This is a genomic window from Streptomyces sp. NPDC017890 (assembly GCF_044328675.1).
In the GTDB taxonomy this organism is placed as follows: domain Bacteria; phylum Actinomycetota; class Actinomycetes; order Streptomycetales; family Streptomycetaceae; genus Streptomyces.
The window spans coordinates 94,701-121,565 of sequence record NZ_JBIRHU010000019.1 but is presented as its reverse complement, the minus strand read 5'-3'; the positions used below and the strand labels follow the sequence as shown (position 1 = coordinate 121,565).

Annotated in this window: 24 protein-coding genes; 13 read left to right on the top strand and 11 right to left on the bottom strand. The window is 72.0% G+C overall.

What is annotated here, in order from left to right:
- Positions 1–3: 3 nt before the first annotated feature.
- Positions 4–1,023: an aldo/keto reductase gene (locus ACH4F2_RS24875; RefSeq protein ID WP_398134947.1), complete on the bottom strand. Its 1,020-nt coding sequence runs from the start codon at positions 1,021–1,023 to the stop codon at positions 4–6.
- A gap of 202 nt (positions 1,024–1,225) precedes the next feature.
- Here ACH4F2_RS24875 and ACH4F2_RS24870 point away from each other — a divergent pair, with 202 nt between their 5' ends.
- A complete protein-coding gene (locus ACH4F2_RS24870; protein ID WP_398135007.1) occupies positions 1,226–1,816 on the top strand; it encodes a TetR/AcrR family transcriptional regulator in 591 nt (196 codons plus the stop codon).
- A gap of 10 nt (positions 1,817–1,826) precedes the next feature.
- Here ACH4F2_RS24870 and ACH4F2_RS24865 read toward each other — a convergent pair whose 3' ends face one another.
- Together ACH4F2_RS24865 and ACH4F2_RS24860 are read right to left on the bottom strand one after the other, a co-directional pair.
- On the bottom strand, positions 1,827–2,453 hold the full coding sequence (locus ACH4F2_RS24865) for a DUF4291 domain-containing protein (RefSeq protein WP_398134946.1): 627 nt from the start codon (positions 2,451–2,453) through the stop codon (positions 1,827–1,829).
- A 179-nt stretch (positions 2,454–2,632) separates the two neighbouring features.
- A complete protein-coding gene (locus ACH4F2_RS24860; protein ID WP_398134945.1) occupies positions 2,633–3,301 on the bottom strand; it encodes a maleylpyruvate isomerase family mycothiol-dependent enzyme in 669 nt (222 codons plus the stop codon).
- A 293-nt stretch (positions 3,302–3,594) separates the two neighbouring features.
- Here ACH4F2_RS24860 and msrA point away from each other — a divergent pair, with 293 nt between their 5' ends.
- Positions 3,595–4,107 (top strand): peptide-methionine (S)-S-oxide reductase MsrA, encoded by a 513-nt coding sequence (msrA, locus tag ACH4F2_RS24855; RefSeq protein WP_398134944.1) that lies wholly within the window; start codon positions 3,595–3,597, stop codon positions 4,105–4,107.
- A 57-nt stretch (positions 4,108–4,164) separates the two neighbouring features.
- Here msrA and ACH4F2_RS24850 read toward each other — a convergent pair whose 3' ends face one another.
- Entirely contained in the window at positions 4,165–5,283 is a 1,119-nt protein-coding gene (locus tag ACH4F2_RS24850; RefSeq protein WP_398134943.1) for a hypothetical protein, read from the bottom strand.
- Positions 5,284–5,380: 97 nt separating this feature from the next.
- Here ACH4F2_RS24850 and ACH4F2_RS24845 point away from each other — a divergent pair, with 97 nt between their 5' ends.
- Positions 5,381–6,535, top strand: coding sequence for a cystathionine gamma-synthase (locus ACH4F2_RS24845; RefSeq protein WP_398134942.1), 1,155 nt, complete (start codon positions 5,381–5,383; stop codon positions 6,533–6,535).
- A 28-nt stretch (positions 6,536–6,563) separates the two neighbouring features.
- Here ACH4F2_RS24845 and ACH4F2_RS24840 read toward each other — a convergent pair whose 3' ends face one another.
- From ACH4F2_RS24840 to ACH4F2_RS24830, 3 genes are all read right to left on the bottom strand, one after another.
- Positions 6,564–6,821: a hypothetical protein gene (locus tag ACH4F2_RS24840; protein ID WP_398134941.1), complete on the bottom strand. Its 258-nt coding sequence runs from the start codon at positions 6,819–6,821 to the stop codon at positions 6,564–6,566.
- Positions 6,822–6,867: 46 nt separating this feature from the next.
- Positions 6,868–7,383 (bottom strand): sigma factor-like helix-turn-helix DNA-binding protein, encoded by a 516-nt coding sequence (locus ACH4F2_RS24835; protein WP_398134940.1) that lies wholly within the window; start codon positions 7,381–7,383, stop codon positions 6,868–6,870.
- A 132-nt stretch (positions 7,384–7,515) separates the two neighbouring features.
- Positions 7,516–8,022: a MarR family winged helix-turn-helix transcriptional regulator gene (locus ACH4F2_RS24830; RefSeq protein WP_398135006.1), complete on the bottom strand. Its 507-nt coding sequence runs from the start codon at positions 8,020–8,022 to the stop codon at positions 7,516–7,518.
- Between the two features lie 162 nt (positions 8,023–8,184).
- Here ACH4F2_RS24830 and ilvA point away from each other — a divergent pair, with 162 nt between their 5' ends.
- From ilvA to ACH4F2_RS24815, 3 genes are all read left to right on the top strand, one after another.
- Positions 8,185–9,414: a threonine ammonia-lyase gene (ilvA, locus tag ACH4F2_RS24825; RefSeq protein WP_398134939.1), complete on the top strand. Its 1,230-nt coding sequence runs from the start codon at positions 8,185–8,187 to the stop codon at positions 9,412–9,414.
- 322 nt (positions 9,415–9,736) lie between these two features.
- Positions 9,737–10,738 carry an ATP-binding cassette domain-containing protein gene (locus tag ACH4F2_RS24820; RefSeq protein ID WP_398134938.1) on the top strand — a complete coding sequence of 334 codons (1,002 nt, stop codon included), beginning with the start codon at positions 9,737–9,739 and terminating at the stop codon, positions 10,736–10,738.
- The gene (locus ACH4F2_RS24815) at positions 10,735–11,592 is read left to right on the top strand and encodes an ABC transporter permease (protein ID WP_398134937.1); all 858 of its coding nucleotides are present in this window, start codon (positions 10,735–10,737) and stop codon (positions 11,590–11,592) included. The genes ACH4F2_RS24820 and ACH4F2_RS24815 overlap by 4 nt, the downstream gene beginning before the upstream one ends.
- A 96-nt stretch (positions 11,593–11,688) precedes the next feature.
- Here the strand turns inward: ACH4F2_RS24815 and greA are convergent, their stop codons facing one another.
- Together greA and ACH4F2_RS24805 are read right to left on the bottom strand one after the other, a co-directional pair.
- Positions 11,689–12,186, bottom strand: a complete 498-nt coding sequence (gene greA / locus ACH4F2_RS24810; RefSeq protein ID WP_055418146.1) for a transcription elongation factor GreA — start codon at positions 12,184–12,186, stop codon at positions 11,689–11,691.
- A gap of 181 nt (positions 12,187–12,367) precedes the next feature.
- Entirely contained in the window at positions 12,368–12,766 is a 399-nt protein-coding gene (locus ACH4F2_RS24805) for a DUF4307 domain-containing protein (protein ID WP_398134936.1), read from the bottom strand.
- Between the two features lie 182 nt (positions 12,767–12,948).
- Between ACH4F2_RS24805 and mca the strand changes: the two genes are divergently transcribed.
- Positions 12,949–13,830: a mycothiol conjugate amidase Mca gene (gene mca, locus ACH4F2_RS24800; RefSeq protein WP_398134935.1), complete on the top strand. Its 882-nt coding sequence runs from the start codon at positions 12,949–12,951 to the stop codon at positions 13,828–13,830.
- Positions 13,823–14,059, top strand: a complete 237-nt coding sequence (locus ACH4F2_RS24795) for a hypothetical protein (protein ID WP_398134934.1) — start codon at positions 13,823–13,825, stop codon at positions 14,057–14,059. The genes mca and ACH4F2_RS24795 overlap by 8 nt, the downstream gene beginning before the upstream one ends.
- Positions 14,060–14,197: 138 nt before the next feature.
- Here ACH4F2_RS24795 and ACH4F2_RS24790 read toward each other — a convergent pair whose 3' ends face one another.
- On the bottom strand, positions 14,198–17,515 hold the full coding sequence (locus ACH4F2_RS24790) for a tetratricopeptide repeat protein (protein WP_398134933.1): 3,318 nt from the start codon (positions 17,513–17,515) through the stop codon (positions 14,198–14,200).
- A gap of 216 nt (positions 17,516–17,731) precedes the next feature.
- Between ACH4F2_RS24790 and ACH4F2_RS24785 the strand changes: the two genes are divergently transcribed.
- The 5 genes from ACH4F2_RS24785 (at position 17,732) to ACH4F2_RS24765 (ending at position 26,485) form a co-directional block, all read left to right on the top strand.
- Positions 17,732–19,774 (top strand): thioredoxin domain-containing protein, encoded by a 2,043-nt coding sequence (locus ACH4F2_RS24785; RefSeq protein WP_398134932.1) that lies wholly within the window; start codon positions 17,732–17,734, stop codon positions 19,772–19,774.
- Between the two features lie 207 nt (positions 19,775–19,981).
- On the top strand, positions 19,982–21,244 hold the full coding sequence (locus tag ACH4F2_RS24780; RefSeq protein ID WP_398134931.1) for a glycosyltransferase: 1,263 nt from the start codon (positions 19,982–19,984) through the stop codon (positions 21,242–21,244).
- A complete protein-coding gene (locus ACH4F2_RS24775) occupies positions 21,241–22,890 on the top strand; it encodes an ArnT family glycosyltransferase (RefSeq protein WP_398134930.1) in 1,650 nt (549 codons plus the stop codon). Before ACH4F2_RS24780 ends, ACH4F2_RS24775 begins: the two co-directional genes overlap by 4 nt.
- Entirely contained in the window at positions 22,887–24,077 is a 1,191-nt protein-coding gene (locus tag ACH4F2_RS24770) for a glycosyltransferase (RefSeq protein ID WP_398134929.1), read from the top strand. Before ACH4F2_RS24775 ends, ACH4F2_RS24770 begins: the two co-directional genes overlap by 4 nt.
- On the top strand, positions 24,074–26,485 hold the full coding sequence (locus ACH4F2_RS24765) for a galactose oxidase-like domain-containing protein (RefSeq protein ID WP_398134928.1): 2,412 nt from the start codon (positions 24,074–24,076) through the stop codon (positions 26,483–26,485). Before ACH4F2_RS24770 ends, ACH4F2_RS24765 begins: the two co-directional genes overlap by 4 nt.
- Here ACH4F2_RS24765 and ACH4F2_RS24760 read toward each other — a convergent pair.
- Positions 26,472–26,840, bottom strand: coding sequence for a hypothetical protein (locus ACH4F2_RS24760; RefSeq protein WP_398134927.1), 369 nt, complete (start codon positions 26,838–26,840; stop codon positions 26,472–26,474). The genes ACH4F2_RS24765 and ACH4F2_RS24760 overlap by 14 nt on opposite strands.
- Between the last annotated feature and the right edge of the window lie 25 nt (positions 26,841–26,865).

Here is a 26,865-nt window from a genome sequence, read left to right as displayed (position 1 = left end):
CGGTCAGCGGCGCCGCAGCGACGCGTCCAGCAGCGCGGGCGGGGTGTCGAACTTCTCGTGCGCGGCCAGGTCGGTCCCGGGAGCGACGATCCCGTCGATCGCGTCGAGTACGTCGGCGGGGAGCACGGTGTCGGCGGCGGCGAGCTGCGAGCGCAGGTGGTCCAGGGTGCGGGGACCGATCAGTGCGCTGGTCACGGCGGGGTGCGCGGTCACGAAGCCGAGCGCGAGCTGGATCAGGGTCAGGCCGGCCCCGTCGGCGACCTCGGTCAGCCGCTCGACGGCGTCGAGCCTGGCCCGGTTGGCGGGCAGGGAGGTGTCGAAGCGCTCCGGCAAGAGCGCCGAGCGGTGCGTGGCGACCTCCCGCCCCGCGCGGACCGCGCCCGACAGCCAGCCCGAGGCCAGCGGGCTCCACGCCAGCACACCGAGCCCGTACCGCTCGGTCACGGGCAGCACGTCGGTCTCGATCCCGCGCTGCAGGATCGAGTAGCTGGGCTGCTCGGTGACGTAACGGCCCAGGCGCCGCTCGCGGGCGGCCCACTGGCCCTCCACGATGCGGTACGCGGGGAAGGTCGAGGAGCCGAAGTAGCGGATCTTTCCCGCGCGTTGCAGGTCGGTGAGCGCCGACAGCGTCTCCTCGTCGCTGGTGGCCGGGTCCCACCGGTGGATCTGGTAGAGATCGACGTGGTCGACGCCGAGGCGGCGCAGGCTGTTGTCCAGCTCGGTGACCAGCCAGCGGCGCGAGGCACCCCGGTGGTTGCGCTCCTCGTCCATGGGCATGCCCGCCTTGGTGGCCAGCACGATGTCGTCGCGGCGGCCGGCGATGGCCTTGCCGACCATCTCCTCCGACTCGCCGGCGCCGTACATGTCGGCCGTGTCGATGAGGTTGACCCCGGCCTCCAGTGCGGCGTCGACGATGGCGGTGGCCTCGTCCTGGGTGGTGCGCCCGATGCTGCCGAAGTTCATGGCGCCGAGCGCGAGGGTGCTGACCTGCACGCCGGTGCGGCCCAAAGTGCGGTATCGCATGACGGTGTTTTCCTCTGTTCGCGAGTGAAGTGAGGTGTGAGCGCGACACAGCGACATGACGAGGCCATGCCAAGGTGAACTCGCCGGGCTTGGTGGCGGTTCCGTCCTCTGGCATCATGGCGGTCAAGTGGGACTGTGTCCCGTTTGACGATACGGAACGATGTCCCGTTTAGCAATCCCGGGTGGCGGAGGAAACGGCGTGGTGAAGGACGGCGACGAGGCCACGGGGCGCGCGGCCCGGCCCAAGCGGGCGGACGCCCGGCGCAACCAGGAGACCCTGCTGGACGCGGCCGCCGCGGTCTTCGTCGAGTCGGGCGTCGAGGCGCCGGTACGCGACATCGCGGCCAGGGCCGGCGTCGGAACGGCCACGATCTACCGCCACTTCCCGACGCGGGCCGACCTCATCATCGGCGTCTACCGGCACCAGGTGGAGGCCTGCGCCGAGGCAGGCCCGGCCCTGCTGGCGAGCGGACCGACCCCGTACGCCGCACTGGGGCGGTGGATCGACCTCTTCGTCGACTTCCTGGTCACCAAGCACGGACTCGCCGCCGTACTGCAGTCCGACAACGCCGGCTTCGAGACGCTGCACGCGTACTTCCTCGACCGCCTCGTGCCCGTCTGCACCCAGCTCCTCGACGCCGCGACCGCCTCCGGCGAGATCCGGTCCGACCTGTCCGCCCTCGAACTCATGCGAGGCGTCGGCAACCTCTGCATCGGCGCGGAGAACGACCCCCGCTACGACGCGCGCCGACTCGTGGAACTCCTCGTCGCCGGGCTGCGCCGGCCGGACTGACCACGAGCGGTCACCCCTCGTGCGGCTCCCGGGCCTGGGAAGGCCCGTCTGCCAAGTGGCTCAGCAGTCCGTCCGCGCCAGGGTAGGGGCGCTCCTGTGGCAGCAGGCGCGTCGCCGCGTCGAGGGCGCCCTCGCGTACGAGGGCGTGGACCTCGTGGGCGAGCGGGGTGACGTCGCGGATGGCGACCGTCCACTCGTCGGCGTAGCACCGTGCGGCCTCGCCGGAGAGGCCGAGTTGCAGGGAGCGGTGGGGCAGGGGGCGTAGGTACAGGTCCCGCTCGGGGTCCCACTGGACACGAGCCGGCGCACGCTTCAGCTCGCGTTGCCAGGCGGCGCGGTCGGGGTGCACGCCGCGGACGTAGCTCGACAGGCAGGCGTGTCGCAGTGCCCACTCGAAGCCGGCCCGGGTGATCTCGACAGCCAGAACGGTCTCCTGGCCCGCCTTCGTGGCCCAGCCGCAGCGGTACATCATCCACAGGAACGACGGCTTGATCCACGTCATCCTGTCCCGCTTCCAGGCAGCGGGAAACCTTGCCTCCCGGACGGCGGGCAGGCCGAGCTCCGGTCGGTACGCCTGGTAGACGGTGATCGTGGACGCTCCGAAGGCCGCGCGGATCTCGCGTCGCGGTTGTTCCATGGAGTACAGCATCGGATCGGCCTGCGTGGGTGGCCACTGATTTTCGCCGCGGACGCACCGGGTGACGGCAGACTCCCCGTCGTCGGCACGACGACGGGGAGTCCACGACGAGCAGGCTCCGGCCCCCGACCTCACGTCGGCCACCGGTCAGGGGCCGGGCCGCGCGTCACGACATCGGGTCACCCTGTCCCACAGCGGCTGCGGAGGAGTTCCACACCGTCGCCTTCGAGGTCGTCGCAGTACGTCGCGCGCCCGGTCATGGCCATCACCAGTGCCAGCGTGGGGCCGGACACGAGGGGCCCGGAGCCGGTCGTGAACGGGCCGTCGTCCGCGACGAGTCGCAGGCCGCCTATGCGTCCCTCGGCGACCACCACGAGGTCCGAGCCCCGGTAGTACTCGGCCACCCGTGTGACGACCTCGACCGGCCGGTCGCGGCGGATGCCCAGCGGGCGTCGGATGTCCTCGCCGTGCACGATCGTCTCGCCCAGCATGGCGATGGCGGGCAAGGGAGGCTTGGTCGTGCTCGGGACGACGCGCCGGAAACGTTCGAGGGTCTCGGCCGGGGTCTCGCCGAGCTGCTCGGCCAGCCGCACGGCCACCTGCTTGTCGAAGTCGAACCGGCAGCGGATCACACCCGCCAGCCAGCGCACGGTGTTGAGACTGGCGCCCGCGGTCAGGTGCGCCAGCACCTGCCGCACCGACAGGCCGGCGCACAACGACGGCATGGCCCACTGCTCGTCCGTCAGGTCCGCGAGGTCCGCCGCCAGCGCCGCTCGCTCGGTGCGGATCAGGGGCCAGGCCGCCCCGGTCCCGCGGCTCCGGGCTGTCGTCGGTTCCGGATCAGTCATGGGGGAAGGTCTCCTGTCTGTGGCCGTGGTCCGCGTCGTCCCGAGTCGGAACAGGCAGGCGGACGCCGGGCGGGTGCGTTCCCGATCAAGACTCCTGTACCGGAGCGCAGTCATCGCCCGTGCGTGATCTTCTTTCGGCACCGGACCCGGGCCGCCCGCGCATCGACGGGACGTCACGGGCGTGCGCGGAATCGCCCGGGTCCCTCAAGCGTTGGGTGGAGAGGGCGTGGACGCCGTTGGTGTGCGAGCCGAGTAGCCCGAGTGACCGAGCTGACAGATGGAGGAGGGCCGCAATGGCTGCGCAGACGCAGAGGGCCGTGCTGGCGGGCGGATGTTTCTGGGGCATGGAGGAGCTGATCCGCCGGCTCCCGGGCGTGACGGCGACCCGGGTCGGATACACCGGGGGAGACGTGCCGAACGCGACGTACCGTGACCACGGCACGCACGCGGAGGCCATCGAGATCCTTTTCGACCCCGAGGAGACCGACTTCCGCGCGATCCTGGAGTTCTTCTTCCAGATCCACGACCCGAGCACCGAGAACCGCCAGGGCAACGACATCGGCCTCAGCTACCGCTCGGCGATCTACTACGTGGACGACGAGCAGAAGCGGATCGCCGAGGACACGATCGCCGATGTGGACGCCTCCGGGCTGTGGCCCGGCAAGGTCGTCACCGAGGTGGAGCCGGTCGGTCCCTTCTGGGAGGCCGAGCCCGAGCACCAGGACTACCTGCAGCGTTACCCGGACGGCTACACCTGCCACTTCCCGCGCCCGGGATGGCGGCTGCCGGCTCGCACCGAGGGCTGACCGCGAGACGGCCCGGCGGCAGTTCCGCCGGGCCGCCGGGCCGCCGGGCGGAGGCCGTCAGTGCGGCAGCGTCGCCGGGCTGCCGCCGTTCGCCTCGTAGCCCGCCACGGCCAGGGCGCGGTAGACGGCGAACTCCGCTGCCGGGTCGGTGGACAGGGTCCAGGGCAGGGCGCCGACGTGGCCGTCGATGAGTATCAGCTGGTTCATGGCCTCGGCCCAGCGCTCGCCGCGGACCAGGAAGAAGACCAGCAGGTGGCGGACGTGTGCCTGCATCGGGTCCTCGGCACGGGCCGAGTGGACCGCGTGCAGGGCGCCGTGCACCGCCTTGGTGACGACCTCGCTCTGGTAGAAGCCGCTGACCAGGTTGACCTCGGGCAGGTGCTCGAAGACCGCGAAGAGGGGCATCGCCGCGAGCAGTGAGCCCTGCGGGGCGCGGGCCGCCGCCGCCTCCGCGAAGGAGTACGCCAGGTCGCGGGAACCGTGCCACTTCTCGCACCAGTAGTGCAGGGCCGCCAGGTGCGCGCCCATGTGGTTCGGGGCGCGGTCGAGGATCTTCAGCCAGAGCTGCTCGAAGTCCTCGCGCGGGTAACCGAGACCACGGGCGACCGAGAGCTCGACGATGTACGGGACCGGGTCACCGGGGGCGAGCAGTGCCGCTTCTCCGCAGGCCGCCTTGGCCTCCTCCATGATGATCCGGAAGTCGTCCGTGCCCGGCGTCGCGGTCCGCCACGCCTGCTGCACCAGGAACTCCGCGTGCACGGCCGCGCCGCCCGCGTCCTTGGGCGCCTCGGCCCGCCACACCCGCAGCCACTGCCCGCCCGGCGTCTGACCGGCGCCGCCGGGCCGCTGCGCCAGCTCCAGCGACGCGGCGCCCGCGAAGGCCTGCACACGCTGCCAGCGCCGCTCGCCCGCCGCCTCCGTGCCGGCGAGCAACTGCTGGGCACCCCGGTAGTCCTGCGTGCGCTGCACCAGGTCGAGGACGTCCAGCAGGTCCTGGTCGGGGCCGGGCATGCGGATGTCCAGCTCCTCCTCGCGGGCGAAGCCGTAGTTCGCGGGGTCCGCCGCGTCCGGGTGGCCGGCGGGTACCAGGCCGACCGCGCTCCGTCGGCGCCGCAGAACGGGAAGCAGCACGAAGGCCAGCATGACCAGTGCGATCAGGACCCAGAGAATCTCCATGTCTCAAGCGAACCAGACGGCGCCGACAATTGGCCAACCTGCGCCGTGGGCCTGTGGAAAACGCGTGGCGTCGTTCGCGCCGCTACCCTCGGTGCTCATGAGCGACAGGCACATCAGTCAGCACTTCGAGACGCTCGCGATTCACGCGGGCAACACCGCCGACCCCCTGACGGGCGCGGTGGTCCCGCCGATCTACCAGGTGTCGACGTACAAGCAGGACGGTGTCGGCGGGCTGCGCGGCGGATACGAGTACAGCCGCAGCGCGAACCCGACCCGGACGGCCCTGGAGGAGAACCTGGCCGCACTGGAGGGCGGCCGTCGCGGCCTCGCGTTCGCGTCCGGACTGGCGGCCGAGGACTGCCTGTTGCGTACGCTGCTGCGCCCCGGCGACCACGTGGTGATCCCGAACGACGCGTACGGCGGTACCTTCCGGCTCTTCGCCAAGGTCGCCACGCGGTGGGGCGTGGAGTGGTCCGTGGCCGACACGAGCGACCCCGCCGCCGTGCGGGCCGCCCTCACCCCGAAGACCAAGGCCGTGTGGGTGGAGACGCCCTCCAACCCGCTGCTCGGTATCACCGACATCGCCGCCGTCGCCCAGGTCGCCCGGGACGCCGGCGCCCGGCTCGTCGTCGACAACACCTTCGCCACGCCGTACCTCCAGCAGCCGCTGGCGCTCGGCGCGGACGTCGTGGTGCACTCCCTGACCAAGTACATGGGCGGCCACTCGGACGTCGTCGGCGGCGCGCTGATCGTCGACGACCAGGAGCTGGGGGAGGAGCTGGCGTTCCATCAGAACGCGATGGGCGCGGTCGCCGGGCCCTTCGACTCCTGGCTGGTGCTGCGCGGCACCAAGACGCTCGCCGTGCGCATGGACCGGCACAGCGAGAACGCCGGCAAGGTCGCCGAGATGCTCTCCCGGCACGCGCGCGTGACGGACGTGCTGTACCCGGGGCTGCCGGAGCACCCCGGGCACGAGGTCGCCGCCAAGCAGATGAAGGCCTTCGGCGGCATGGTGTCGTTCCGCGTCGAGGGCGGCGAGGAGGCGGCCGTCGAGGTCTGCAACCGGGCGAAGGTGTTCACGCTGGGTGAGTCCCTGGGCGGCGTGGAGTCGCTGATCGAGCACCCCGGCCGGATGACGCACGCCTCCGCCGCCGGTTCGGCCCTGGAGGTGCCCGCCGACCTGGTGCGTCTGTCGGTCGGCATCGAGAACGTCGACGACCTGCTCGCGGACCTCCAGCAGGCCCTCGGCTAGTCCGGCGGGTACGACGCGCACGACGGGCTCACCAGCCCTCCCAGCCCGTCACCGGTGGGGTCGTCTCCGACGGCGGCTCCACCCAGGGCTGCACGGTCAGCGCCCACACCGTGAACGCCACCGCCGCGGCGCACAGCACCAGCCACATCAGGCGGCGGGCGGCGGCCCTGCGACGCAGCACGCGGCCGCCGCGGCGCACGGCGTGCGCGTACAGCTCGGGCGGCACCCGGGGCGGCGACTGCTCCATGATCCGCCGTACGGCGGCCTCTCGCTGGGGGCGGTTCACCGGCGTCTCCCGGTGCGCCACGCGCGCGTGCCGGTCGCCGTGCCCGTCATGACGTCGCCGCCTTCGCCGCCTTGGTCTCCGCGACCGGGCGGGCCGGTTCCGCGGGCGGGTGCAGCAGGGTGGCCGTCGCCCGGTCGCAGATGGTCCGTACGCGTTCCACGGGCAGGCCCAGCAGGGCGGCGGTCTGCTCCTCGGCGACTCCCTCGTACATCCGGAGCACCAGGACCAGGCGTTCCTGCGGGGCGAGCCCGCCCAGGGTGCCGACGGGGCGCCGACGGGCCCGGCCGAGGCCGCCGCCGTACCGGTGCCAGGCCTCGCGTGCGAAGCGGGTGGCCAGGTACTGGCGGGCCCGGTCGTACGGGTCCTCCCCGCGCAGCCGGTCCCAGTACGCGTACGTGTGGGCGAGGGACAGGGCGAGCAGGCGCCGCGCGCGCGGGTTGTCGTCGGGCGGCTCGGCGGTGAGCAGGGTCGCGGCATGCAGCAGCCGCCCTGCCGCGCCCGCGACGAAGGCCGCGAACTCGCGGTCCCGGCGGGCACTCCGGGACGCTTGCCGTTCTCGCACCGCGCCTCCCGACCGGACGGCGACGACCCCTGGGGTCTCGTACGACGAACCCTGAGGTCTCATATCAGGCCAGGGCGGCCCGCCGGTCAAGAGTGCGGTGCGAACCGCCCGGGAAAGCCGGTGAAAGGTGGCTCAGGAAGCCGACGGCGACACCGGGCCGGCCACGCCCGGCAGGGCCATACGGGCGGACAGGGCCCCGTTGAAGCGGGTGAGGAGCGTGCAGAACGCCTCGCGCTCCTCCGGTGCCCAGTCCTGGGTCAGTTCGGCCATCAGCTGACGCCGGGAGGACCGGACCTCCTCCAGCCGCGACTCGCCGCGCGGGGAGAGCTGGAGTACGACCGCGCGGCCGTCCTCGGGGTGCGAGGTCCGCTTGACGAGCCCGGTGTCGACGAGCGGCGCCACCTGCCGGGTGACCGTCGAGGAGTCGATGCCCATGCTCGCGGCGAGCGCCTTCACACCCATCGGGCCCTCTTTGTCGAGGCGGTTGAGGAGCAGGTAGGCGGCGCGGTCCATGGAGTTGCGCACCTGCCCGACCCCGCCGAGCCGGGTCTGTTCGGCACGACGGGCGAAGAGCGCCACCTCGTGCTGGAGCGTCTCGAGAAGACCGGTGTCACCGGCGGTCGTCATGTCCATCGACATTTCAGGTGTTGTGGGCATGGCCGGGGGCTCACTTCGTGGAGGGCTGCTAATTGGGGGACAGGGTACGCGGCCGGGCGGCGAGGCGTACGGGCGCTGCGCAAAGCGGGTCTCGGGTGTTGGTCACAACGGTGCTCGGCGTCCGTGAACTGCGATGCTGGAGACATGAGCTACAGCACGGCCGCCCTGGTCCGCCCCGTCACCCTCGACGACGTGCGCGGAGCCCAGAAGATGCTCTCGGGTGTGGCGCGGGTGACGGCGATGGAGGGCAGCCGGCACCTGTCCCAGCTGGTCGGCGCGCCGGTGCACCTCAAGTGCGAGAACCTCCAGCGGACGGGTTCGTTCAAGCTGCGCGGCGCCTACGTCCGTATCGCCGGGCTGCTGCCCGAGCAGCGGGCCGCCGGTGTGGTCGCGGCGAGCGCGGGCAACCACGCGCAGGGCGTGGCACTGGCGTCGTCGCTGCTGGGGGTGCGTTCGACGGTGTTCATGCCGAAGGGCGCCCCGCTGCCGAAGATCAGCGCGACCCGGGAGTACGGCGCCGAGGTGCGGCTGCACGGCCAGGTGGTCGACGAGACGCTGGCCGCGGCGCAGGAGTACGCGGAGCGGACGGGCGCGGTGTTCATCCATCCCTTCGACCACCCGGACGTCATCGCGGGCCAGGGCACGGTCGGGCTGGAGATCCTGGAGCAGTGCCCCGAGGTGCGGACCGTCGTGGTCGGCATCGGCGGGGGCGGGCTGGCGGCCGGGATCGCGGTCGCGGTGAAGGCGCTGCGGCCGGACGTGCGGCTCGTGGGCGTGCAGGCGGAGGGTGCGGCGGCCTATCCGCCCTCGCTGGCGGCGGGGCGTCCGGTGGCCGTCGAGAATCCGGCGACGATGGCCGACGGCATCAAGGTGGGGCGGCCCGGTGACGTGCCGTTCGGGATCGTCGGCGAGCTGGTGGACGAGGTCCGTACGGTCTCCGAGGACGAGTTGTCCACCGCCCTGCTGCTCTGCCTGGAGCGGGCCAAGCTGGTCGTGGAGCCGGCCGGGGCGAGCCCGGTGGCGGCGCTGCTGAGCGAGCCGGGCGCCTTCGAGGGGCCGGTGGTGGCGGTGCTGTCCGGCGGCAACGTGGACCCGGTGCTGATGCAGGGTGTGCTGCGGCACGGCATGGCCGCGCAGGGACGCTACCTGGCGGTCCGGCTGCGGCTGACGGACCGGCCCGGCGCCCTCGCCACGCTCCTCGGGGTGCTGTCGGTGGTCGACGCCAACGTTCTCGACGTGAGCCACGTCCGGACCGATCCGCGGCTCGGGCTCACGGAGGCGGAGGTCGAGCTGCACCTGGAGACGAAGGGCCCGGAGCACTGCGCCGAGGTCGGCCGGGCGCTGCGGGAGGCGGGGTATCCCGTCATCGGCTGACCGGCGGCGGCTCACCGGCTGTCCGGCGGCGGCTGACCGGCTGTCCGGCGGAGGCTCACCGGCGGTGCGGCGGAGGCTCACCGGCGGTGCGGGCTGTGACTCACCGGCGGTGCGGGCAGTGGCTCACCGGCGGTGACCGACCCGGCAGCGGCTGACCCGTCACCGCTGCCCCGACCCGTCATCGGCTTGGGTCACACGTTCGGGTAATCGCCATTGTGAGACGCGATACATCGCGTTACGGTGGATCGTATTCGCTCGCTGAGCGGAGCGGAACGGACAAACCTAGGCTTTCCGAAGTATCCCCGAAGACGTGGAGACTTGTATGCCAGGCGCCATCCATGCCGAAGGCCTGGTGAAAACCTTCGGTGACGTAAGGGCTCTGGACGGCGTCGACCTCGACGTTCGCGAGGGCACGGTCCTGGGCCTGCTCGGGCCGAACGGCGCGGGCAAGACGACCGCCGTCCGCTGCCTCACGACCCTGCTGCGCCCCGACAGCGGCAGAGCGGTCGTCGCGGGCATCGACGTGCTCAGGCAGCCCAACGAGGTGCGGCGGTCGATCGGCCTCTCCGGCCAGTTCGCCGCCGTCGACGAATACCTGACCGGCCGGGAGAACCTCCGGATGGTCGGCCAGCTCTACCAGATGAGGGCCAAGGCCGCGAAGGCCCGGGCCGGTGAGCTGCTCGAACAGTTCCACCTCGCGGACGCCGCCGACCGCCCGACGAAGACCTACTCGGGAGGCATGCGCCGCCGGCTCGACCTGGCGGCCGCCCTGGTCGTCTCCCCGCCCGTCATGTTCATGGACGAGCCGACGACCGGCCTCGACCCGCGCAACCGCCAGGAGCTGTGGGGGGTCATCGAGCAGCTGGTGGCCGGCGGTACGACCCTGCTGCTGACCACCCAGTACCTGGAGGAGGCCGATCACCTCGCGCACGACATCGCGGTCGTCGACCACGGCCGCGTCATCGCCCGGGGCACCTCCGACCAGCTCAAGGCCCGCACCGGCGGAGAGCGCGTCGAGGTCGTGGTCCACGAACGCGACCACATGGGGGAGGCCGCCGAGGTGCTCGCCGGGTTCGGCAAGGGTCCGACCACCCTCGAAGAGCACACCCGCAAGCTCACCGTCCCCGTCACCGGCGGTGCGAAGCTGCTCGCCGAGGTCATCCGCGAACTGGACGTCCGCGGCATCGAGATCGACGACATCGGCCTGCGCCGCCCCACCCTCGACGACGTCTTCCTCTCCCTCACCGGCCACATGGCCGAGGCCGGGACGAACGGCCCGGCCCGGGACGCCGGCCACCAGCAGGAGAAGGAGGAGTTCAGGTGAGCGCCGACACCGACGCCACGCGGGTCGCGGCGCCCGCCAACCCCCTGGGCCAGTCCGTCCGGGACTCCCTGGTCATCGCCCGCAGGAACCTGATCCGGATGACCAGGATCCCCGAGATGGTGCTGTTCGGGGTCATCCAGCCGGTGATGTTCGTGATCCTCTTCACGTACGTCTTCGGTGGCTCGATGAAGATCGGGAACACCACCGACCCGGACGTCTACAAGGACTTCCTGATGGCGGGCATCTTCGCGCAGACCGTCACGTTCGCCACCGCGGGATCGGCGGCCGGTATCGCCGACGACATGCAGAAGGGGCTCGTCGACCGCTTCCGCTCCCTGCCGATGGCCCGCGGTGCGGTGCTGACCGGCCGCACCGTCGCCGATCTCGTGCAGACGGCCATCACGCTGCTCGTCCTCGCGATCGTCGCGTTGATCGTGGGCTGGCGCACCGGCTCCGCGGAACCGACCAACACCGGAAGGATCCTGGCCGGGTTCGGCCTGCTGCTTCTCCTGGGATACGCCTTCACCTGGATCGGCGCGCTGATCGGCCTTTCCGTGCGCACCCCGGAGGCGGCGACCTCCGGCGGCATCATCTGGCTGTTCCCGGTGACGTTCGTGTCGAACGCCTTCGTGGACTCCAGCCAGATGACCCCGTGGCTTCGGCACATCGCCGAGTGGAACCCGTTCAGCGCCACGGTCCAGGCCTGCCGCGAACTGTTCGGCAACCCGGGCGTCGTGCAGTCCGACGCCTGGCCCATGCAGCACCCCCTGTGGGCCTCGGTGATCTGGTCCGTCCTGATCATCGTGGTCTTCCGGACCCTGGCGGTGCGCAAGTACCGCTCGGCCGCCACCTGACGACACGGCCCCCGGCGTCACCGGAATTCACCGGGACGCCGGGGGCTCGTCGACGACGGACGGCCGGGTGCACCACCGGCCGGGGAGGGAGCCTGGTCAGCCGTTGTAGGGCTCGGCCTTGAGGATCTTCACGGACGCCGGCTTGCCGTTGGGCAGCTCGTACTGCGCGTCCTCGCCGACCTTGTGGCCCATGACGCCCGAGCCCAGCGGGGACTGCGGCGAGTAGGTCTCGATGTCCGAGCTCGCGTACTCGCGCGAGGCGAGCAGGAAGGTCAGCGTGTCGTCCTCGTCACCGTCGAAGGCGATCGTGACGACCATGCCGGGCGCCACCGCGCCGTCCGCGGCCGGAGCCTCACCGACCTTGGCGCTCTCGAGCAGCTGGGTCAGCTGGCGCACACGGAGCTCCTGCTTGCCCTGCTCCTCCTTCGCCGCGTGGTACCCGCCGTTCTCACGCAGGTCACCCTCCTCACGGGCCGCGGCGATCTTGGCAGAGATCTCGGTGCGCGCAGGACCAGTAAGGTATTCAAGCTCCTCCTTGAGCTTGTTGTACGCCTCCTGGGTCAGCCAGGTGACGTTCTCGCTGGTCTGGGTCACGGGTGCTCCTCGTTGGTGCTGGGAATACAAATCAACGCCCTACCCAGAAGGATGTTCCTTCACGGAAGGGCGAAACCACGAGCCTAACAATTCAGTGGCCAAAGGGGGAGGACATAAGCCACCAGATTCATGTCACCGCAGGTCAGCGCCCGTGTTTTCGCGCCGAAGGGGCTGCGCGGGGTCAGTCCGCGTGGCAGCCGAGCAGTTCGGCCGTCGTACCCGCGGCCTTCGTCCGCAGGGTGACGACCTCGTCGATGCGCGTGGAGTCCCCGTCGAAGCGGAAGTCCGCCCGGCCCACCTCGTCGCCGTCCTCCGCCTGGGAGCGCACCGTGCAGTAGCCGACGGCTCCGGCGTCCTTGCGGACCTCCAGGTGCACCTGCACCGAGTCCTCGGCGAGTTCGAACCCGATCAGCTCGCCGCTGATCTTGTTCTGGCCGACGTAGTGGTAGCCGAACCAGCCGATCACCGCGAGCAGGACGACGCCGAGCACGGCGCCGACGACCTTGAGCGTGCGGTCGGCCCGTTCGTCCGAGGAGCGGCCGTAGCGGCTCTCGGGCGTCTGCGTGCTCGCCGTACTCATGATCGTCCTCCCGGAAGGAGCCGGTCTTCCCGGGCTCCGGAATTATTCGCCCCCCGATTCGGTCACTATAGAAGCCTCCCACCCGCCACCCGACCGCCGCCCCTCGACGACGCCCCTGCGGGGCGGCACCTATTGGATTGCGCCGATGCACACAGGGCGCCGACCGACTTGAGGATTGAGTCTTGACTGACCAGCTGCGACTGATGGCCGTCCACGCGCACCCCGACGACGAGTCGAGCAAGGGCGCGGCCACCATGGCGAAGTACGTGTCCGAGGGGGTGGACGTGCTGGTGGTGACCTGCACGGGTGGGGAACGCGGTTCCATCCTCAACCCGAAGCTCCAGGGTGACGCGTACATCGAGGAGAACATCCACGAGGTACGCAAGAAGGAGATGGACGAGGCCCGGGAGATCCTGGGCGTGGGACAGGAGTGGCTCGGCTTCGTCGACTCCGGCCTGCCCGAGGGCGACCCGCTGCCCCCGCTGCCGGACGGCTGCTTCGCCCTGGAGGACGTCGACAAGGCGGCCGGCGAACTGGTGCGGAAGATCCGCTCCTTCCGTCCCCAGGTGATCACCACCTACGACGAGAACGGCGGGTACCCGCACCCCGACCACATCATGACCCACAAGATCACGATGGTGGCCTTCGAGGGCGCGGCCGACACCGAGAAGTACCCGGAGGCCGAGTACGGAGCGGCGTACCAGCCGCTGAAGGTGTACTACAACCAGGGCTTCAACCGCCCCCGCACCGAGGCGCTGCACAACGCGCTGCTGGAGCGCGGCCTGGAGTCGCCCTACGGGGACTGGCTCAAGCGCTGGTCGGAGTTCGAGCGCAAGGAGCGCGTCCTCACCACGCACGTGCCCTGCGCCGACTTCTTCGAGATCCGTGACAAGGCGCTGATCGCGCACGCCACGCAGATCGATCCCGACGGCGGCTGGTTCCGGGTCCCGATGGACGTCCAGAAGGAGGTCTGGCCCACCGAGGAGTACGAGCTCGCCAAGTCCCTCGTCGACACCTCCCTCCCCGAGGACGACCTCTTCGCGGGCATCCGGGACAATGCCTGACATGAGTGCAAGCGCAAGCCTGGCAATGACGCACCTCGTCACTCTCGCCGAGCTCGACGAGGACAAGGTCACCCCCGGTGTCCTCGGGTTCATCGTCTTCGCGGTGATGGCCCTGGCGGTGTGGGGTCTGATGCGGTCCATGAGCCGGCACATGGGCAAGGTCGACTTCAAGGAGGCGCCGGAGCCGGAGGCGGAGGCCTCCGGCCGGGTGGAGCCGCAGAAGGGGTGACGCCGGGTCCCCGGCGCCGGCGCGGGCCGGGAGCGGGTGCGCGGCCCGGCGTTCCGGTGCCTCCCCCACTCCCGCTCGGCTCGGGCGGGGACCCCCACCGCCCGCCGGTGCCGCCCCGTGCCGCCCCGCGGCGTCGTCCTACGTGGCCGGCACCGCCACCCCCATGACCTCCCGGGCCTGGCGGTTCGGGACCATGCCCAGGCGCCAGGCCTGCCAGCCGGACTCCAGCTGGACGCCCCGCTCCAGGAGCAGCTGGTACGCCTCCACGTAGTCGTCCAGCTTCGCGTCCCGTGCCGGGTGGCGGGCGCGGGCCAGCTGGGCCAGCTCCTCCTGGGCCACCGCTGTACCGACCTCCACGCCCCCGGGGGCGGCGTACGGCAGCAGCGTGCAGCGCAGGAAGCGGGCCCAGTCCTCGCCCCGCCGGTCGCCGTACGCCGCGAACAGCGCCGCCGCCTCGTCGCACAGCGCCAGTGCCTGCGGCGTACGGGCGTTGCCCGCGTCCACGACCGCCAGCTCCAGGCAGGTCCACGCCTCGCCGTGGCCGACGCCGACGCGCTGGAAGTCGGCGCGGGCGTCGACCAGGAGCTGCCGGGCGAAACCGGAGTTCCGCAGCGAGCCGGTCTGGGCGGCGCGCTGGTCGCGGGTCACGCGCGCCGAATGGTGCCGGGCGCAGGCCAGGCCGTACGCGTCCCGCATCCGCGAGAACATCGTGCGGGAGCGCTCCAGTGCCCGCACCGACTGGTCCAGGGCGCCGGTCTCCTCCAGCGCCTGGCCCAGGTAGTAGATGCTCCACGCCTTGCCGCGCGCGTCCTCGTTCTCCCGGTGCCGGGCCGCCGCCTGCCGCAGCCCCTCCACCGCCGCGGGCACGTCCCCGTCCACCAGCCGGGCCCGTGCCAGCTGGGTCAGCGCCCACGCCTCGCCGCGGGCGTCCTGGGTGCGGCCGTACAGCTCCAGGGCCTCCCGCAGGTCCGCCTCGGCCCGCGGTACGTCCCCCATGCGCAGCCGCAGCTGGCCGAGCTGGAAGTGGGCCCACGCCTGGCCGTGCACCGACTCGCCCGCGCGGTGCAGCACCAGTGACTCGGCGAGCAGGTCCATGGCCTCCGCGAGCCGCGCCCTGTCCCGCTGCACCGCCGCCAGCGCGTGCAGCGTCCACGCCCGGTCCGTGGCCAGCTCGGGCACGGCCTGGAGCTCCCGCGCCTCCCGCAGCTTCGCCGCCGCGTCGGTCAGGTTGCCCTGGTGGTGCAGCGTGATGCCCAGCGAGCACAGCGCGCGGGCCGCCCCCGCGTCGTGGTGGGCCTCCCGGTACAGGTCGACCACGGAGGTGAGCGTCGTCCGCGCCTTGTCCAGCTCGCCGAGCTGCCGGGCCGCGATACCGGTACGCCACTGCACCGAGCGCACCAGCAGACCCTGGTCCACGGACTGCGCCAGCTCACTGATCTCACCCAGCCGGTACAGGTCGCCGCGCAGCAGGCAGTAGTCGCAGAGCGCGCCCAGCAGGTTCAGTACCGTCCCCTGGTCGACGCCCTCCGCGTGTCTGAGCGTCGCCGTGATGAAGCTCGACTCGTCGTCCAGCCAGCGCAGCGCCTCGTCCAGGGAGGTGAATCCGTACTGCCCGAAGCGGTCCGAGCGGGTCGACATGTTGCCGTCGACGAGGCGCAGCACCGAGTCGGCCAGCTCGGCGTAGTTCGCGATCAGCCGTTCCTGTGCCGCCGTCCGCTCGGCCGGCTCCTCCTCGTCCGCGAGCCGGGCCCGCGCGAACGCGCGCACCGAGTCGTGGAGCCGGTAGCGGTTGCCGCGCACGTGGTCGATGAGTCCCGCCCGCGAGAGCGCCGCCAGCCGCCGGGCCGCCTCCGTCTCGTCGGTGGCCAGCAGCGCGGCGGCGGCCGGGGCACCCAGCGAGGTGCGCCCGGCCAGCGCCAGCCGGCGCAGCAGCCGCCGGGCCGGCTCCGGCTGGTCGGTGTAGCGCAGCCACAGCGCCCGCTCGACGGGGTCCACCGGCCCGTACGCGCCCAGGTCGGTGGCCAGGGCGCGCGGCGAGCGCGGGCCCAGCGACGACCCCGCGACCCGCAGCGCCAGCGGCAGCCCGCCGCACAGCTGCCGGATCCGGTCGGTGGACTCGGCGTCGTACGGCCCCGACGTGTCCTCGGCGGCGGCGCCCAGCAACTCCTCCGCGCCCGCCGCGTCCAGCGCCTCGACCGGCAGGTCGTACACCCGCGCGGGAAGGTCGGCCGGCAGCTCCAGAGCCTCCCGCGCGGTGATCAGCACCAGACTGTCCGACCGCTCCGGCAGCAGCGCGCGCACCTGCTCGGCGTCCGAGGCGTCGTCCAGTACGACGGTGACCGGCACGTCCGTCAGATGCTGGCGGTACAGCTCGCTGAGCCGCTTGACCTGCTGGTCCGCCGAGGACCGCTCACGGAACAGCAGCTGCTCGCGGGGCGCCCCGAGCCGGTTCAGCAGATGCAGCAGGGCGTCCCGGGTACTCAGCGGCGCCTCACCGCCCGACGCGGGGCCGCCCCCGCCCGGACCGACCCGGCCCTCCCGCGTACCGGCCCGGCCCTCCCGCGTACCGGCACCGTCCTCGTACGTACCGGCACCGTCCCCGTACAAACCGGCACCGTCCCCCCGCAGGTCGACCACGCACGCCCCGCGGAAGTAGTCCCGCAGCTCGTGGGCGGCCCGGACCGCGAGCGTCGTACGGCCGCTGCCGGGCGCCCCGTGCAGCACCACCACCGTCGGCTTCGTCTCCGTGCTCGCGCGGGCCGCCTGCACCCACTGCCGCAGCCGTGCCATCTCCTGCCGCCGGCCCGCGAAGGTGCCCTCCGGCTCCGGGAGCTGCGAGAACGACTGCTCCAGCGCGCTGCGCCCCCGGGCCGCGGCGCTCTTGTCGGCGCCCCGCAGCTTCGGCCCGGCCGCCGCCTTCTTCGGCCCGGTCGACGCGGCGAGCATCCGCTGCTGGTCCAGGAACGGCCGGATGCCGCGCACCTCCAGCGCCGTCAGCCACTGCAACCGCAGCTGCTCGGGTCCCCCGGGCTGGCTCACGGCCCCGGCGCGGTGATGGGCGGCCGGCACATGGGAGCCGACCACTTTCACCACGGTCGCCGCGGCACCGACGACCCCGACGGTCACTCCCGCGCCCACGGCCGTACCCGTGCCGGTGCCGAGCGCCATGTCGGCCGCCACCGCGGCGACCGCCGCCACGGCGGCCACCAGCAGGGGAGTGCCGGCGCCCTCCCGGGCGTACCGCTGCCGGAAGGTGAGCTGTCCGGCCGCCGCCTCGTCGAGGGCGCGGGTGTAGGCCTCGTACTCCTCGGCGGCCGACCCCGCCATCGCGTCCAGGGCCCCGCGCGCCCGGGACAGCAGCACGTTCCCGTCCGTGCGCCCGCCCGAGCGCCGGACCTCCTCCTCCACGGCCCGCCTCAGTAGCCCCTCGGCCTCCGACCGATGACTGTCCCGCATGTCGCGCCCCCTCCGGCGGCATCGGTGTCACCCGGGCGTCCCCAGACCTCGCTGAGACTCCCCCGGCGTTTGGACCCTCCCGGCCCATCCCCGGGTCCTTCCCCGGTTGTGCGTCGGTCAAGTGTCCTGCGACGAGGAGACCCTGGGGAGGGGTCGGCGCGGGGTACGACGGTGTGCCGTCCGGGGACGTGCGGGTACTGGGGCAGGATGGACACCATGCCGAACCGACTGGCCCATGAGACGTCCCCCTATCTCCTTCAGCACGCCGACAACCCCGTCGACTGGTGGCCCTGGTCGGACGAGGCGTTCGAGGAGGCACGGCGGCGGGACGTGCCGGTGCTGCTCAGCGTCGGGTACTCGAGCTGCCACTGGTGCCACGTGATGGCGCACGAGTCGTTCGAGGACGGCCCGACGGCCGAATTCCTCAACTCCCACTTCGTGAACGTCAAGGTCGACCGCGAGGAGCGCCCCGACGTCGACGCCGTCTACATGGAGGCCGTGCAGGCGGCGACCGGGCAGGGCGGCTGGCCCATGACCGTGTTCCTCACGCCGGACGCGGAGCCCTTCTACTTCGGCACCTACTACCCGCCCGAGCCGCGGCACGGCATGCCGTCCTTCCGCCAGGTGCTCCAGGGCGTCCACCAGGCCTGGGCGGAGCGGCGGGACGAGGTCACCGAGGTCGCGGGGAAGATCGTCCGGGACCTCGCCGGGCGGGAGATCTCCTACGGCGACGCGCAACCGCCCGGCCAGGCGGAGCTCGGACAGGCGCTGCTCGGGCTGACCAGGGAGTACGACCCGCAGCGCGGCGGGTTCGGCGGGGCGCCGAAGTTCCCGCCGTCCATGGTGATCGAGTTCCTGCTGCGCCACCACGCCCGCACCGGCGCCGACGGCGCGCTGGAGATGGCGCGCGACACCTGTGAGCGGATGGCACGCGGCGGAATCTACGACCAGCTGGGCGGCGGCTTCGCCCGCTACTCCGTCGACCGCGAGTGGGTCGTGCCCCACTTCGAGAAGATGCTCTACGACAACGCCCTGCTGTGCCGCGTCTACGCCCACCTCTGGCGCGCCACGGGGTCGGACCTCGCCCGCCGGGTCGCCCTGGAGACGGCCGACTTCATGGTGCGTGAACTGCGCACCGCCGAGGGCGGCTTCGCCTCCGCGCTGGACGCGGACAGCGACGACGGCATGGGGAAGCACGTCGAGGGCGCGTACTACGTGTGGACGCCCGCGCAGCTCACCGAGGTCCTCGGCGCCGACGACGCCGCGCTCGCCGCCCAGTACTTCGGGGTGACCGTGGAGGGCACCTTCGAGCACGGCTCCTCGGTGCTGCAACTTCCGCAGCACGAAGGCGTGTTCGACGCGGACCGCATCGCCTCGGTCCGTCAGCGGCTGCTGGCCGCCCGCGACGGGCGTCCGGCACCGGGCCGGGACGACAAGGTGGTCGCCGCCTGGAACGGGCTCGCGATCGCCGCGCTCGCCGAGACGGGCGCCTACTTCGAGCGCCCGGACCTGGTGGAGGCCGCCGTCGCCGCCGCCGACCTGCTCGTGCGGCTGCACCTCGACGAGCAGGCCCGGCTCTTCCGCACCAGCAAGGACGGCCGGGCCGGTGCCCACGCCGGGGTGCTGGAGGACTACGCCGACGTGGCGGAGGGCTTCCTCGCGCTCGCGTCGGTCACCGGGGAGGGCGTCTGGCTGGACTTCGCCGGGCTGCTCCTCGACCACGTCCTCACCCGTTTCACCGACGACTCCGGCTCCCTCTACGACACCGCGTCCGACGCCGAGCGGCTGATCCGCCGCCCGCAGGACCCCACCGACAACGCCACGCCGTCCGGCTGGACCGCCGCCGCCAACGCCCTGCTGTCCTACGCCGCCCACACCGGTTCCGCGCCACACCGCACCGCCGCCGAACACGCCCTCGGCGTGGTGAAGGCGCTCGGCCCGCGGGTCCCGCGCTTCGTCGGCTGGGGGCTGGCCGCCGCCGAGGCGCTGCTCGACGGGCCGCGTGAAGTCGCCGTCGTAGGGCCCGCGGTGGGCGACGATGCCACGCGGGGACTGCACCGCACGGCGCTTTTGGGGACGGCGCCCGGCGCGGTCGTCGCCGTCGGTGCCGAGGGGAGCGACGAGTTCCCCCTGCTCGCCGGCCGGCCGCTGGTGGGCGGGGCACCGGCCGCGTACGTCTGCCGGAACTTCACCTGCGACGCGCCGACGACCGACCCGGAGCGTCTGCGTACCGCGCTGCGTACCGCTCTGAACAGCTGAAACGGCAGAACCGAAAGCATTCGGCACGTGATCGGCGGGCGAACCGCTCAGACCCGGTCCTCATTGTGAGGAAACACGCTCTTCACTCAAACACCTTATGGGTTTCACAGGTTGCCCCTAATCTCTTCACCGTGACGCGGCGCGCGGGCGCCCGGTTCGGGTGCTCCGCCGCGTCAGGGGGAGTCCGGAGATCTGGGGGGATCTTTCTTGCTGACGTCCGTCTTCATCGCTGCCGTTTCACTGGCGCTCTTCTGGATGGCGGCGTTCACGCTGTGGTGGCAGATGCACGCCTGGCGCACGCCGGAGGTTCTCGCCTCCACCCGGTTCAGCCGGCCCGACGGTGACGAGCACGTCTCGTTCTCGCTGCTCGTGCCGGCGCGCCACGAGCAGGCCGTGCTCGACCACACCATCCAGCGGCTGCTGACCTCGTCCCACACCGACTTCGAGATCATCGTCATCGTCGGGCACGACGATCCGGAGACCACCGCGGTCGCCGAACGGGCCGCCGACCGTGATCCGCGGGTGCGGGTCGTCGTCGACACCCACGAGAAGAAGAACAAGCCGAGGGCGATGAACACGGCGCTGCCGCACTGCCGCGGTGACGTCGTCGGGGTCTTCGACGCCGAGGACCAGGTCCACCCCGAACTGCTCGCCCACGTCGACCACGCCTTCCGCACCACCGGCGCCGACGTCGTGCAGGGCGGGGTCCAGCTGATCAACTTCCATTCCAGCTGGTACAGCCTGCGCAACTGCCTGGAGTACTTCTTCTGGTTCCGCTCCCGGCTGCACCTGCACGCGCAGAAGGGGTTCATCCCGCTGGGCGGCAACACCGTCTTCGTGCGTACGGACGTACTGCGGGCGGCCGACGGCTGGGACCCGGACTGCCTGGCGGAGGACTGCGACCTGGGCGTGCGCCTCTCCAGCATCGGCAAGAAGGTCGTCGTCGCCTACGACTCCGACATGGTCACCCGGGAGGAGACGCCGGGCACGCTGGTGTCCCTGCTCAAGCAGCGCACCCGCTGGAACCAGGGCTTCCTCCAGGTGTACCGGAAGAAGGACTGGACGCAACTGCCCACCTTCACCCAGCGGTTGCTGGCCCGCTACACCCTGATGACGCCGTTCTTCCAGGCCTTCACCGGCGTGATCATCCCGCTCAACGTGGCCGTCACGCTCTTCCTGGACGTGCCCGTCGGCATCGCCTTCATCACCTTCCTGCCGGCCGTCACCGCCCTGGTCACCTTCGTCTTCGAGGTCGTCGGCCTGCACGACTTCGGCAAGCAGTACGGCCTGCGGGTCCGCTTCACGCACTACCTGAAGCTGATCGTCGGCGGCCCCTTCTACCAGGTCCTCCTCGCCGTGGCCGCCGTCCGCGCCGTATGGCGTGAGCAGCGCGGCCGCAACGACTGGGAGCTGACCAGCCACGTGGGCGCCCACCTCGCACCCGCGGACCGAGAGGACGTTCCCGCGTGACCTCCACCCTTCCCGCGGCGACCGGCACCACGGTCCCCGCGCAGCGGCAGCCTGCCCACGACACCGTCCCGGCCCCCGGAACACAGGCGCCACCGGGCCGCCTGCGCTCCTCGCGCCCCGACCTGCTGCTGTGCGGCGGGCTCCTCGTGGCGATCATGCTCGTGCAGGGCTGGAACATCTCCGACTACCCGACCCTCAGCGACGACGAGGGCACCTACCTGGCCCAGGCCTGGGCGGTCCAGCAGGGCGAGGGACTGGCCCACTACACCTACTGGTACGACCACCCGCCGCTCGGCTGGATCCAGATAGCCGTGCTGACCTGGATACCCGCCCTGATCAGCCCCGAGTCGATGACCGTCGGCGCCATGCGCGGCGTGATGCTGATCATCAGCGCCGTCTCCGCCGTCCTCGTCTACGTCATCGCCCGCCGGCTGTCCCTGCCGCGCTGGGCGGCCGGACTCGCCATGGCCCTCTTCGGGCTGTCCCCGCTGTCGGTGATCCTCCAGCGGGAGATCTTCCTGGACAACCTCGCGGTGATGTGGACGCTGCTGGCGTTCGCGCTCGCCGCCTCCCCGAGCCGACACCTGTGGCATCACTTCGGTGCGGGCGTCGCCGCCGCCACGGCCGTGCTCACCAAGGAGACGATGCTTCTCGTCCTGCCCGCCGTGCTGGTCACCATGTGGCGGCACAGCCACCGGGACACCCGCAAGTTCGCGGTGACCGGCGCCGTCACGGCCTGCGCGCTGATCGGGTTCTCCTACCCCCTGTTCGCCCTGCTCAAGGGCGAGCTGCTGCCGGGCAGCGGGCACGTCTCGCTGTGGGAGGGCATCGAGTACCAGCTGACCCGACCCGGGTCCGGCTTCATCCTCGACGAGGGTTCCGGCTCGTGGGGCGTCCTCCAGTCGTGGCTGTACTACGACCGTGTCCTGCCGCTCGGCGGACTCGCGGGCGCGCTGCTCCTGCTGGCCACCTGGCGCTGGTCGGTCACCGCGCGGGCCCTGGCCGGCCCCGCCCTGACGGTGGCGATCCTCGCCGGCCTCGCCCTGCGCCCCACCGGCTACCTGCCCGCGATGTACGTCATCCAGGCCCTGCCCTTCCTCGCCCTGGTGCTGGCCGGCGGCGCCGCGAGCATCGCCCACGCCGTACTGCGCAGATGGCGCACACAGGCCGAGAAACGGGGTGTCACCCTCGGCCGGTACGCGCTCGCCGGCGTCCTGGTGCTCGCCGCCGGCGCCTACGTCGTGCCCCGCTGGTACGACGGCGACCGCACCGCCGTCACCGCCGACGCCAACGCGCCCTACGAGGCCGCCGCCGACTGGCTGGCCAGCGAGGTGCCGGACCCGGAGGACACCCGGGTCCTCGTCGACGACGCGCTCTGGCTGGACCTCGTGCACGCCGGATACGAACCCGGGCTCGGAGTCATCTGGTTCTACAAGGCGGACCTCGACCCGGCCGTCACCGAGACGATGCCGGGCGGCTGGCGCGACATCGACTACGTGGTCGCCTCCCCGACGGTGCGGCGCGACGCGGTCGACCTGCCCAACGTCAAGGCGGCCATGAACCACTCGGCCCCGGTCGCCGTCTTCGGCACCGGTGCGGACCGTATCGAGATCCGCCGTATCCAGCCCACCGGAGCCGCCCGATGAGCCACGAGTCGACCGTCCCCGACGAGCTGGGCCATCCGGCCGTACGCGCCCCGGAGGTGCCCGAGCCGGGCGCCGTCACCATCGTCGTACCGACCTTCAACGAGTCGGGGAACGTGCGCCGGCTGCTGCGGCTGATCACCGAGTCCGTGCCGGCCCGGCTGCCCTGCGAGGTCGTCTTCGTGGACGACTCCACCGACGACACCCCGGACGTCATCCGCGAGGCGGCGCTCGACTGCCCCTTCCCGGTCACCGTCCTGCACCGGGACGAACCGGCCGGCGGACTCGGCGGCGCGGTCGTCGAGGGCATGAAGGCGGCCGGGTCGGACTGGATCGTCGTCATGGACGGCGACTGCCAGCACCCGCCCGCCCTCGTGCCGGAGCTGGTCGCCACCGGCGAGCGGGCGAACGCCGGACTCGTCGTCGCCTCCCGCTACATCAAGGGCGGCAGCCGCGCCGGACTCGCGGGCAGCTACCGGATCGCCGTCTCGCGTGCGGCGACCTGGCTGACCAAGGCGCTCTTCCCGCGCCGGCTGCACGGCGTCAGCGACCCGATGAGCGGCTTCTTCGCCATCCGCCGCAGCGAGGTCACCGCCGAGGTGCTCAGGCCCCTCGGCTACAAGATCCTCCTGGAGCTGGCCGTACGCAGCCGCCCCCAGGGGGTCACCGAGGTGCCGTTCGTCTTCGAGGAGCGGTTCGCCGGCGAGTCCAAGTCCACGGCGCAGGAGGGTCTGCGCTTCCTGCGGCACCTGGCCGGGCTGCGGACCGCCTCGCCGCTGGCGCGCATGGTCGCCTTCGGGCTGATCGGGCTGAGCGGCTTCGTGCCGAACCTGGCCGCCCTGTGGGCGCTCACCGGGGCCGGGCTGCACTACCTGCCCGCCGAGATCCTCGCCAACCAGTTCGGCGTGGCCTGGAACTTCCTGCTGCTGGAGCGGCTGCTCTTCCGCGACCGGCGCGGGCACCGGCACTGGGCCGACCGCACCGTGCGGTTCGCGCTGATCGCCAACGCCGACCTGGTGCTGCGCATCCCGCTCATCGCCCTGCTCGTCAGCCAGTTCGGGCTGGCCGTGCTGCCGGCCACCGCCCTGGCCCTCGTCATCACCTTCGTCCTGCGCTTCGCCGGGACCGAAGCGCTCGTGTACCTCCCGCGCCGACGCCGTACGGCCCGCACAGCAAGGAGTGAGGCATGAGAGTCAGAGCCCGCAGGAGAACCTCCGCCCTGCTGGCGGTGTCCGCGCTCACCGGCGGCCTCCTCCTCACCGCACCGCAGCCCGCCTCGGCCGCGAACCTCATCAAGAACCCCGGCTTCGAGACCGCCGGCACCGGCGACATGCCGTACTGCTGGGAGAAGTCCGGCTGGGGCGACAACGACTTCACGTACGAGACCGTCGGCGACGCCCACTCGGGCGAGAGGGCCATGAAGGTCGAGCTGACCCGCCGGACCGACGGCGACCGCAAGGCCCTGATCACCGAGTCCGCCGAGTGCGCGCCGGTGGTGACGGCGGGCAAGCAGTACGACCTGTCCCTCTGGTACAAGACGACGACCCCGGACGCCTCCCTCACCCTCTTCCGGCACGACGCCACCGCCGGCTGGCAGTACTGGACCGACCTCAAGACCCTGGAACTGGCCGCCGACTGGACCGAGGCGGGCGTCCGCACCCCCGAGGTCCCGGCCGGCACCGACCGCATCAGCTGGGGCGTCTCCGTCTACGGCACCGGCTCGGCGACCACCGACGACTACACGATGGAGCAGGTCGCCGATCCCGTCCCGGACCCGGAGTGCACGGGCACCGCCGAGGAGTGCGCCGACGGCCGCTGGGACGTGCTGGCCACCGAGAACCCGGTCCGCTCCATGCACTCCGTCGTCCTCCACAACGGCAAGGTGCTGCTGATCGCGGGCTCCGGCAACGACCCGGAGATGTTCGAGGCGGGCACCTTCACCTCGGCGGTGTACGACCCGCAGACCGGCGACTACAAGACGATCCCGACGCCCAAGGACATGTTCTGCGCCGGGCACGTGCAGCTCAAGGACGGCCGGGTCCTCGTCATGAGCGGCAACCTGGGCTACCCCTCGGCGGACGGCACGGTCGGCTACCAGGGCTACAAGGACTCGTACATCTTCGACCCGGAGACCGAGACCTACGTCAGAACCAACGACATGAACGACGGTCACTGGTACCCGTCGGCGACGATCCTCGGCAACGGCGACGTCATCTCCTTCGGCGGGCTGCGCGAGGACTCCACCGGCTCGGTGACGGCGGAGCTGTGGTCGGACGAGCAGCAGAAGTGGCTGCCGACCTGGCAGGTCAACCAGACCTGGTCGTACTGGGGCCTGTACCCGTCGATGATCCTGATGCAGGACGGCCGGCTCTTCTACTCGGGCAGCCACGTCTTCGGCAACAACATCCCCGGCACCGGCTCGGCCATCTACGACTACGAGGGCAACACGGTCACCCAGGTGCCCGGCCTGCAGAACAAGGACGAGCGGGACCAGTCGATGAGCGTCCTGCTGCCCCCGGCACAGGACCAGAAGGTGCTGACCGTCGGCGGCGGCAACATCGACTCCAACCCGGAAGCCAACCGCCTCACCGACATCATCGACCTCAAGCAGCCCAACCCGACGCACGTCGCCGGACCCCCGCTCCCGCAGGGCACCGTCGACCTGGGCAACGGCCCGGTCCCGCAGACCGGCGACCAGGGCAAGATGTACGTCTCCACCGTCCTGCTGCCCGACGGCAAGGTGCTGGAGACCGGCGGCGCGCTGCACAACCGGGCCAATCCGGTCTTCGAGACGTCGATCTTCGACCCGGAGACGGAGACCTTCGACCCGGTGGCCGTGGACCCGGAGGCCCGCGGCTACCACTCCTCGGCGTTCCTGCTGCCGGACGGCCGGGTGATGACGACCGGCGACAACCCGGGCAACGGCTCCTGGAACCACGACGTGTCCGTCTACACCCCGCCCTACCTGATGAAGGGCGAGCGGCCGGCGATCACCTCGGTCATCGACACCGAGTGGAACTACGGCGACACCCAGCGGATCACCGTCGACCGTCCCATCGCCAAGGCCGAGCTGATCCGCCCGGCCGCCGTCACCCACTCCTCCGACCCGAACCAGCGGTTCGTGGACCTGCCGCTGTCCGTCGACGGGAACAACGTCGACCTCAACGTCACCAGCAACCCCAACCTGGCCCCGCCCGGCTGGTACATGCTCTTCGCGGTCGACGCGAACGGCGTGCCGTCGGTGGCGAAGTGGGTGCACCTCGACGGCCCGCAGGCGCTCAGCACCAAGGACGCCTCCGCGCACGTCCACTCCTTCGCCGACGCCCCGCGGGGCAAGGCGGCCGGGCCCGGCGGGAAGCGGACCTCGCAGCCGGTCAGCCCCACCGTCTCCGGCTGCGACCGGCACTACGGCTCCGCCAACGTCTGCGTGCCGACCGCCTTCCCGGCCGACGTGAAGAAGACGACGGCCGACCGCTGCGACTGGCTGAAGCGCAACGACTACGGCCGCCTGACGGTCAACGGCCAGGACGACCCGCTGCGCCTGGACCCGGACGGGGACGGGACCGCCTGCGGCAAGGGCGACGTCAGGCGCCGCTGAGGATCAGCGCGCCCAGCGTGAGCTGAGCACCCCACTGCAGGGCGACGGCCCCGTACCTGGCGGACCTCCACCGGGTGCGGGGCCACGCCAGTGCCAGTACGCCCAGGACGGCCGCCGCCCAGAAGCAGGCCCACAGCGCCTCGCCCGGGACGGTCGAGCACCGCTCGCCGTAGGTGAGACAGCGGCCGCCGCGTTCGGTGGCGAGCACGGCGAGCCACGCGACGACGACGGTCGGCAGCAGCAGGACGAGTCCGGCCACGGACCACCCGGTCAGGGCGCGGGCGGCAGGCGGCGGCGCGGCGGCGGACGGCGGCGCGGCGGGCGGCGGCGGGGTGGGCGAGGACAGGGCGCTCATGCCGTCCATCACACCGCGTCGGCCG

What these genes read in the sequence shown, in the direction of transcription:
- ACH4F2_RS24875 (WP_398134947.1), bottom strand. Translation starts at nt 1,023, where the DNA reads ATGCGATACCGCACTTTGGGCCGCACCGGCGTGCAGGTCAGCACCCTC.
- ACH4F2_RS24865 (WP_398134946.1), bottom strand. Translation starts at nt 2,453, where the DNA reads ATGGAACAACCGCGACGCGAGATCCGCGCGGCCTTCGGAGCGTCCACG.
- ACH4F2_RS24860 (WP_398134945.1), bottom strand. Translation starts at nt 3,301, where the DNA reads ATGACTGATCCGGAACCGACGACAGCCCGGAGCCGCGGGACCGGGGCG.
- msrA (WP_398134944.1), top strand. Translation starts at nt 3,595, where the DNA reads ATGGCTGCGCAGACGCAGAGGGCCGTGCTGGCGGGCGGATGTTTCTGG.
- ACH4F2_RS24850 (WP_398134943.1), bottom strand. Translation starts at nt 5,283, where the DNA reads ATGGAGATTCTCTGGGTCCTGATCGCACTGGTCATGCTGGCCTTCGTG.
- ACH4F2_RS24845 (WP_398134942.1), top strand. Translation starts at nt 5,381, where the DNA reads ATGAGCGACAGGCACATCAGTCAGCACTTCGAGACGCTCGCGATTCAC.
- ACH4F2_RS24830 (WP_398135006.1), bottom strand. Translation starts at nt 8,022, where the DNA reads ATGTCGATGGACATGACGACCGCCGGTGACACCGGTCTTCTCGAGACG.
- ilvA (WP_398134939.1), top strand. Translation starts at nt 8,185, where the DNA reads ATGAGCTACAGCACGGCCGCCCTGGTCCGCCCCGTCACCCTCGACGAC.
- ACH4F2_RS24820 (WP_398134938.1), top strand. Translation starts at nt 9,737, where the DNA reads ATGCCAGGCGCCATCCATGCCGAAGGCCTGGTGAAAACCTTCGGTGAC.
- ACH4F2_RS24805 (WP_398134936.1), bottom strand. Translation starts at nt 12,766, where the DNA reads ATGAGTACGGCGAGCACGCAGACGCCCGAGAGCCGCTACGGCCGCTCC.
- ACH4F2_RS24795 (WP_398134934.1), top strand. Translation starts at nt 13,823, where the DNA reads ATGCCTGACATGAGTGCAAGCGCAAGCCTGGCAATGACGCACCTCGTC.
- ACH4F2_RS24790 (WP_398134933.1), bottom strand. Translation starts at nt 17,515, where the DNA reads ATGCGGGACAGTCATCGGTCGGAGGCCGAGGGGCTACTGAGGCGGGCC.
- ACH4F2_RS24785 (WP_398134932.1), top strand. Translation starts at nt 17,732, where the DNA reads ATGCCGAACCGACTGGCCCATGAGACGTCCCCCTATCTCCTTCAGCAC.
- ACH4F2_RS24770 (WP_398134929.1), top strand. Translation starts at nt 22,887, where the DNA reads ATGAGCCACGAGTCGACCGTCCCCGACGAGCTGGGCCATCCGGCCGTA.
- ACH4F2_RS24765 (WP_398134928.1), top strand. Translation starts at nt 24,074, where the DNA reads ATGAGAGTCAGAGCCCGCAGGAGAACCTCCGCCCTGCTGGCGGTGTCC.
- ACH4F2_RS24760 (WP_398134927.1), bottom strand. Translation starts at nt 26,840, where the DNA reads ATGAGCGCCCTGTCCTCGCCCACCCCGCCGCCGCCCGCCGCGCCGCCG.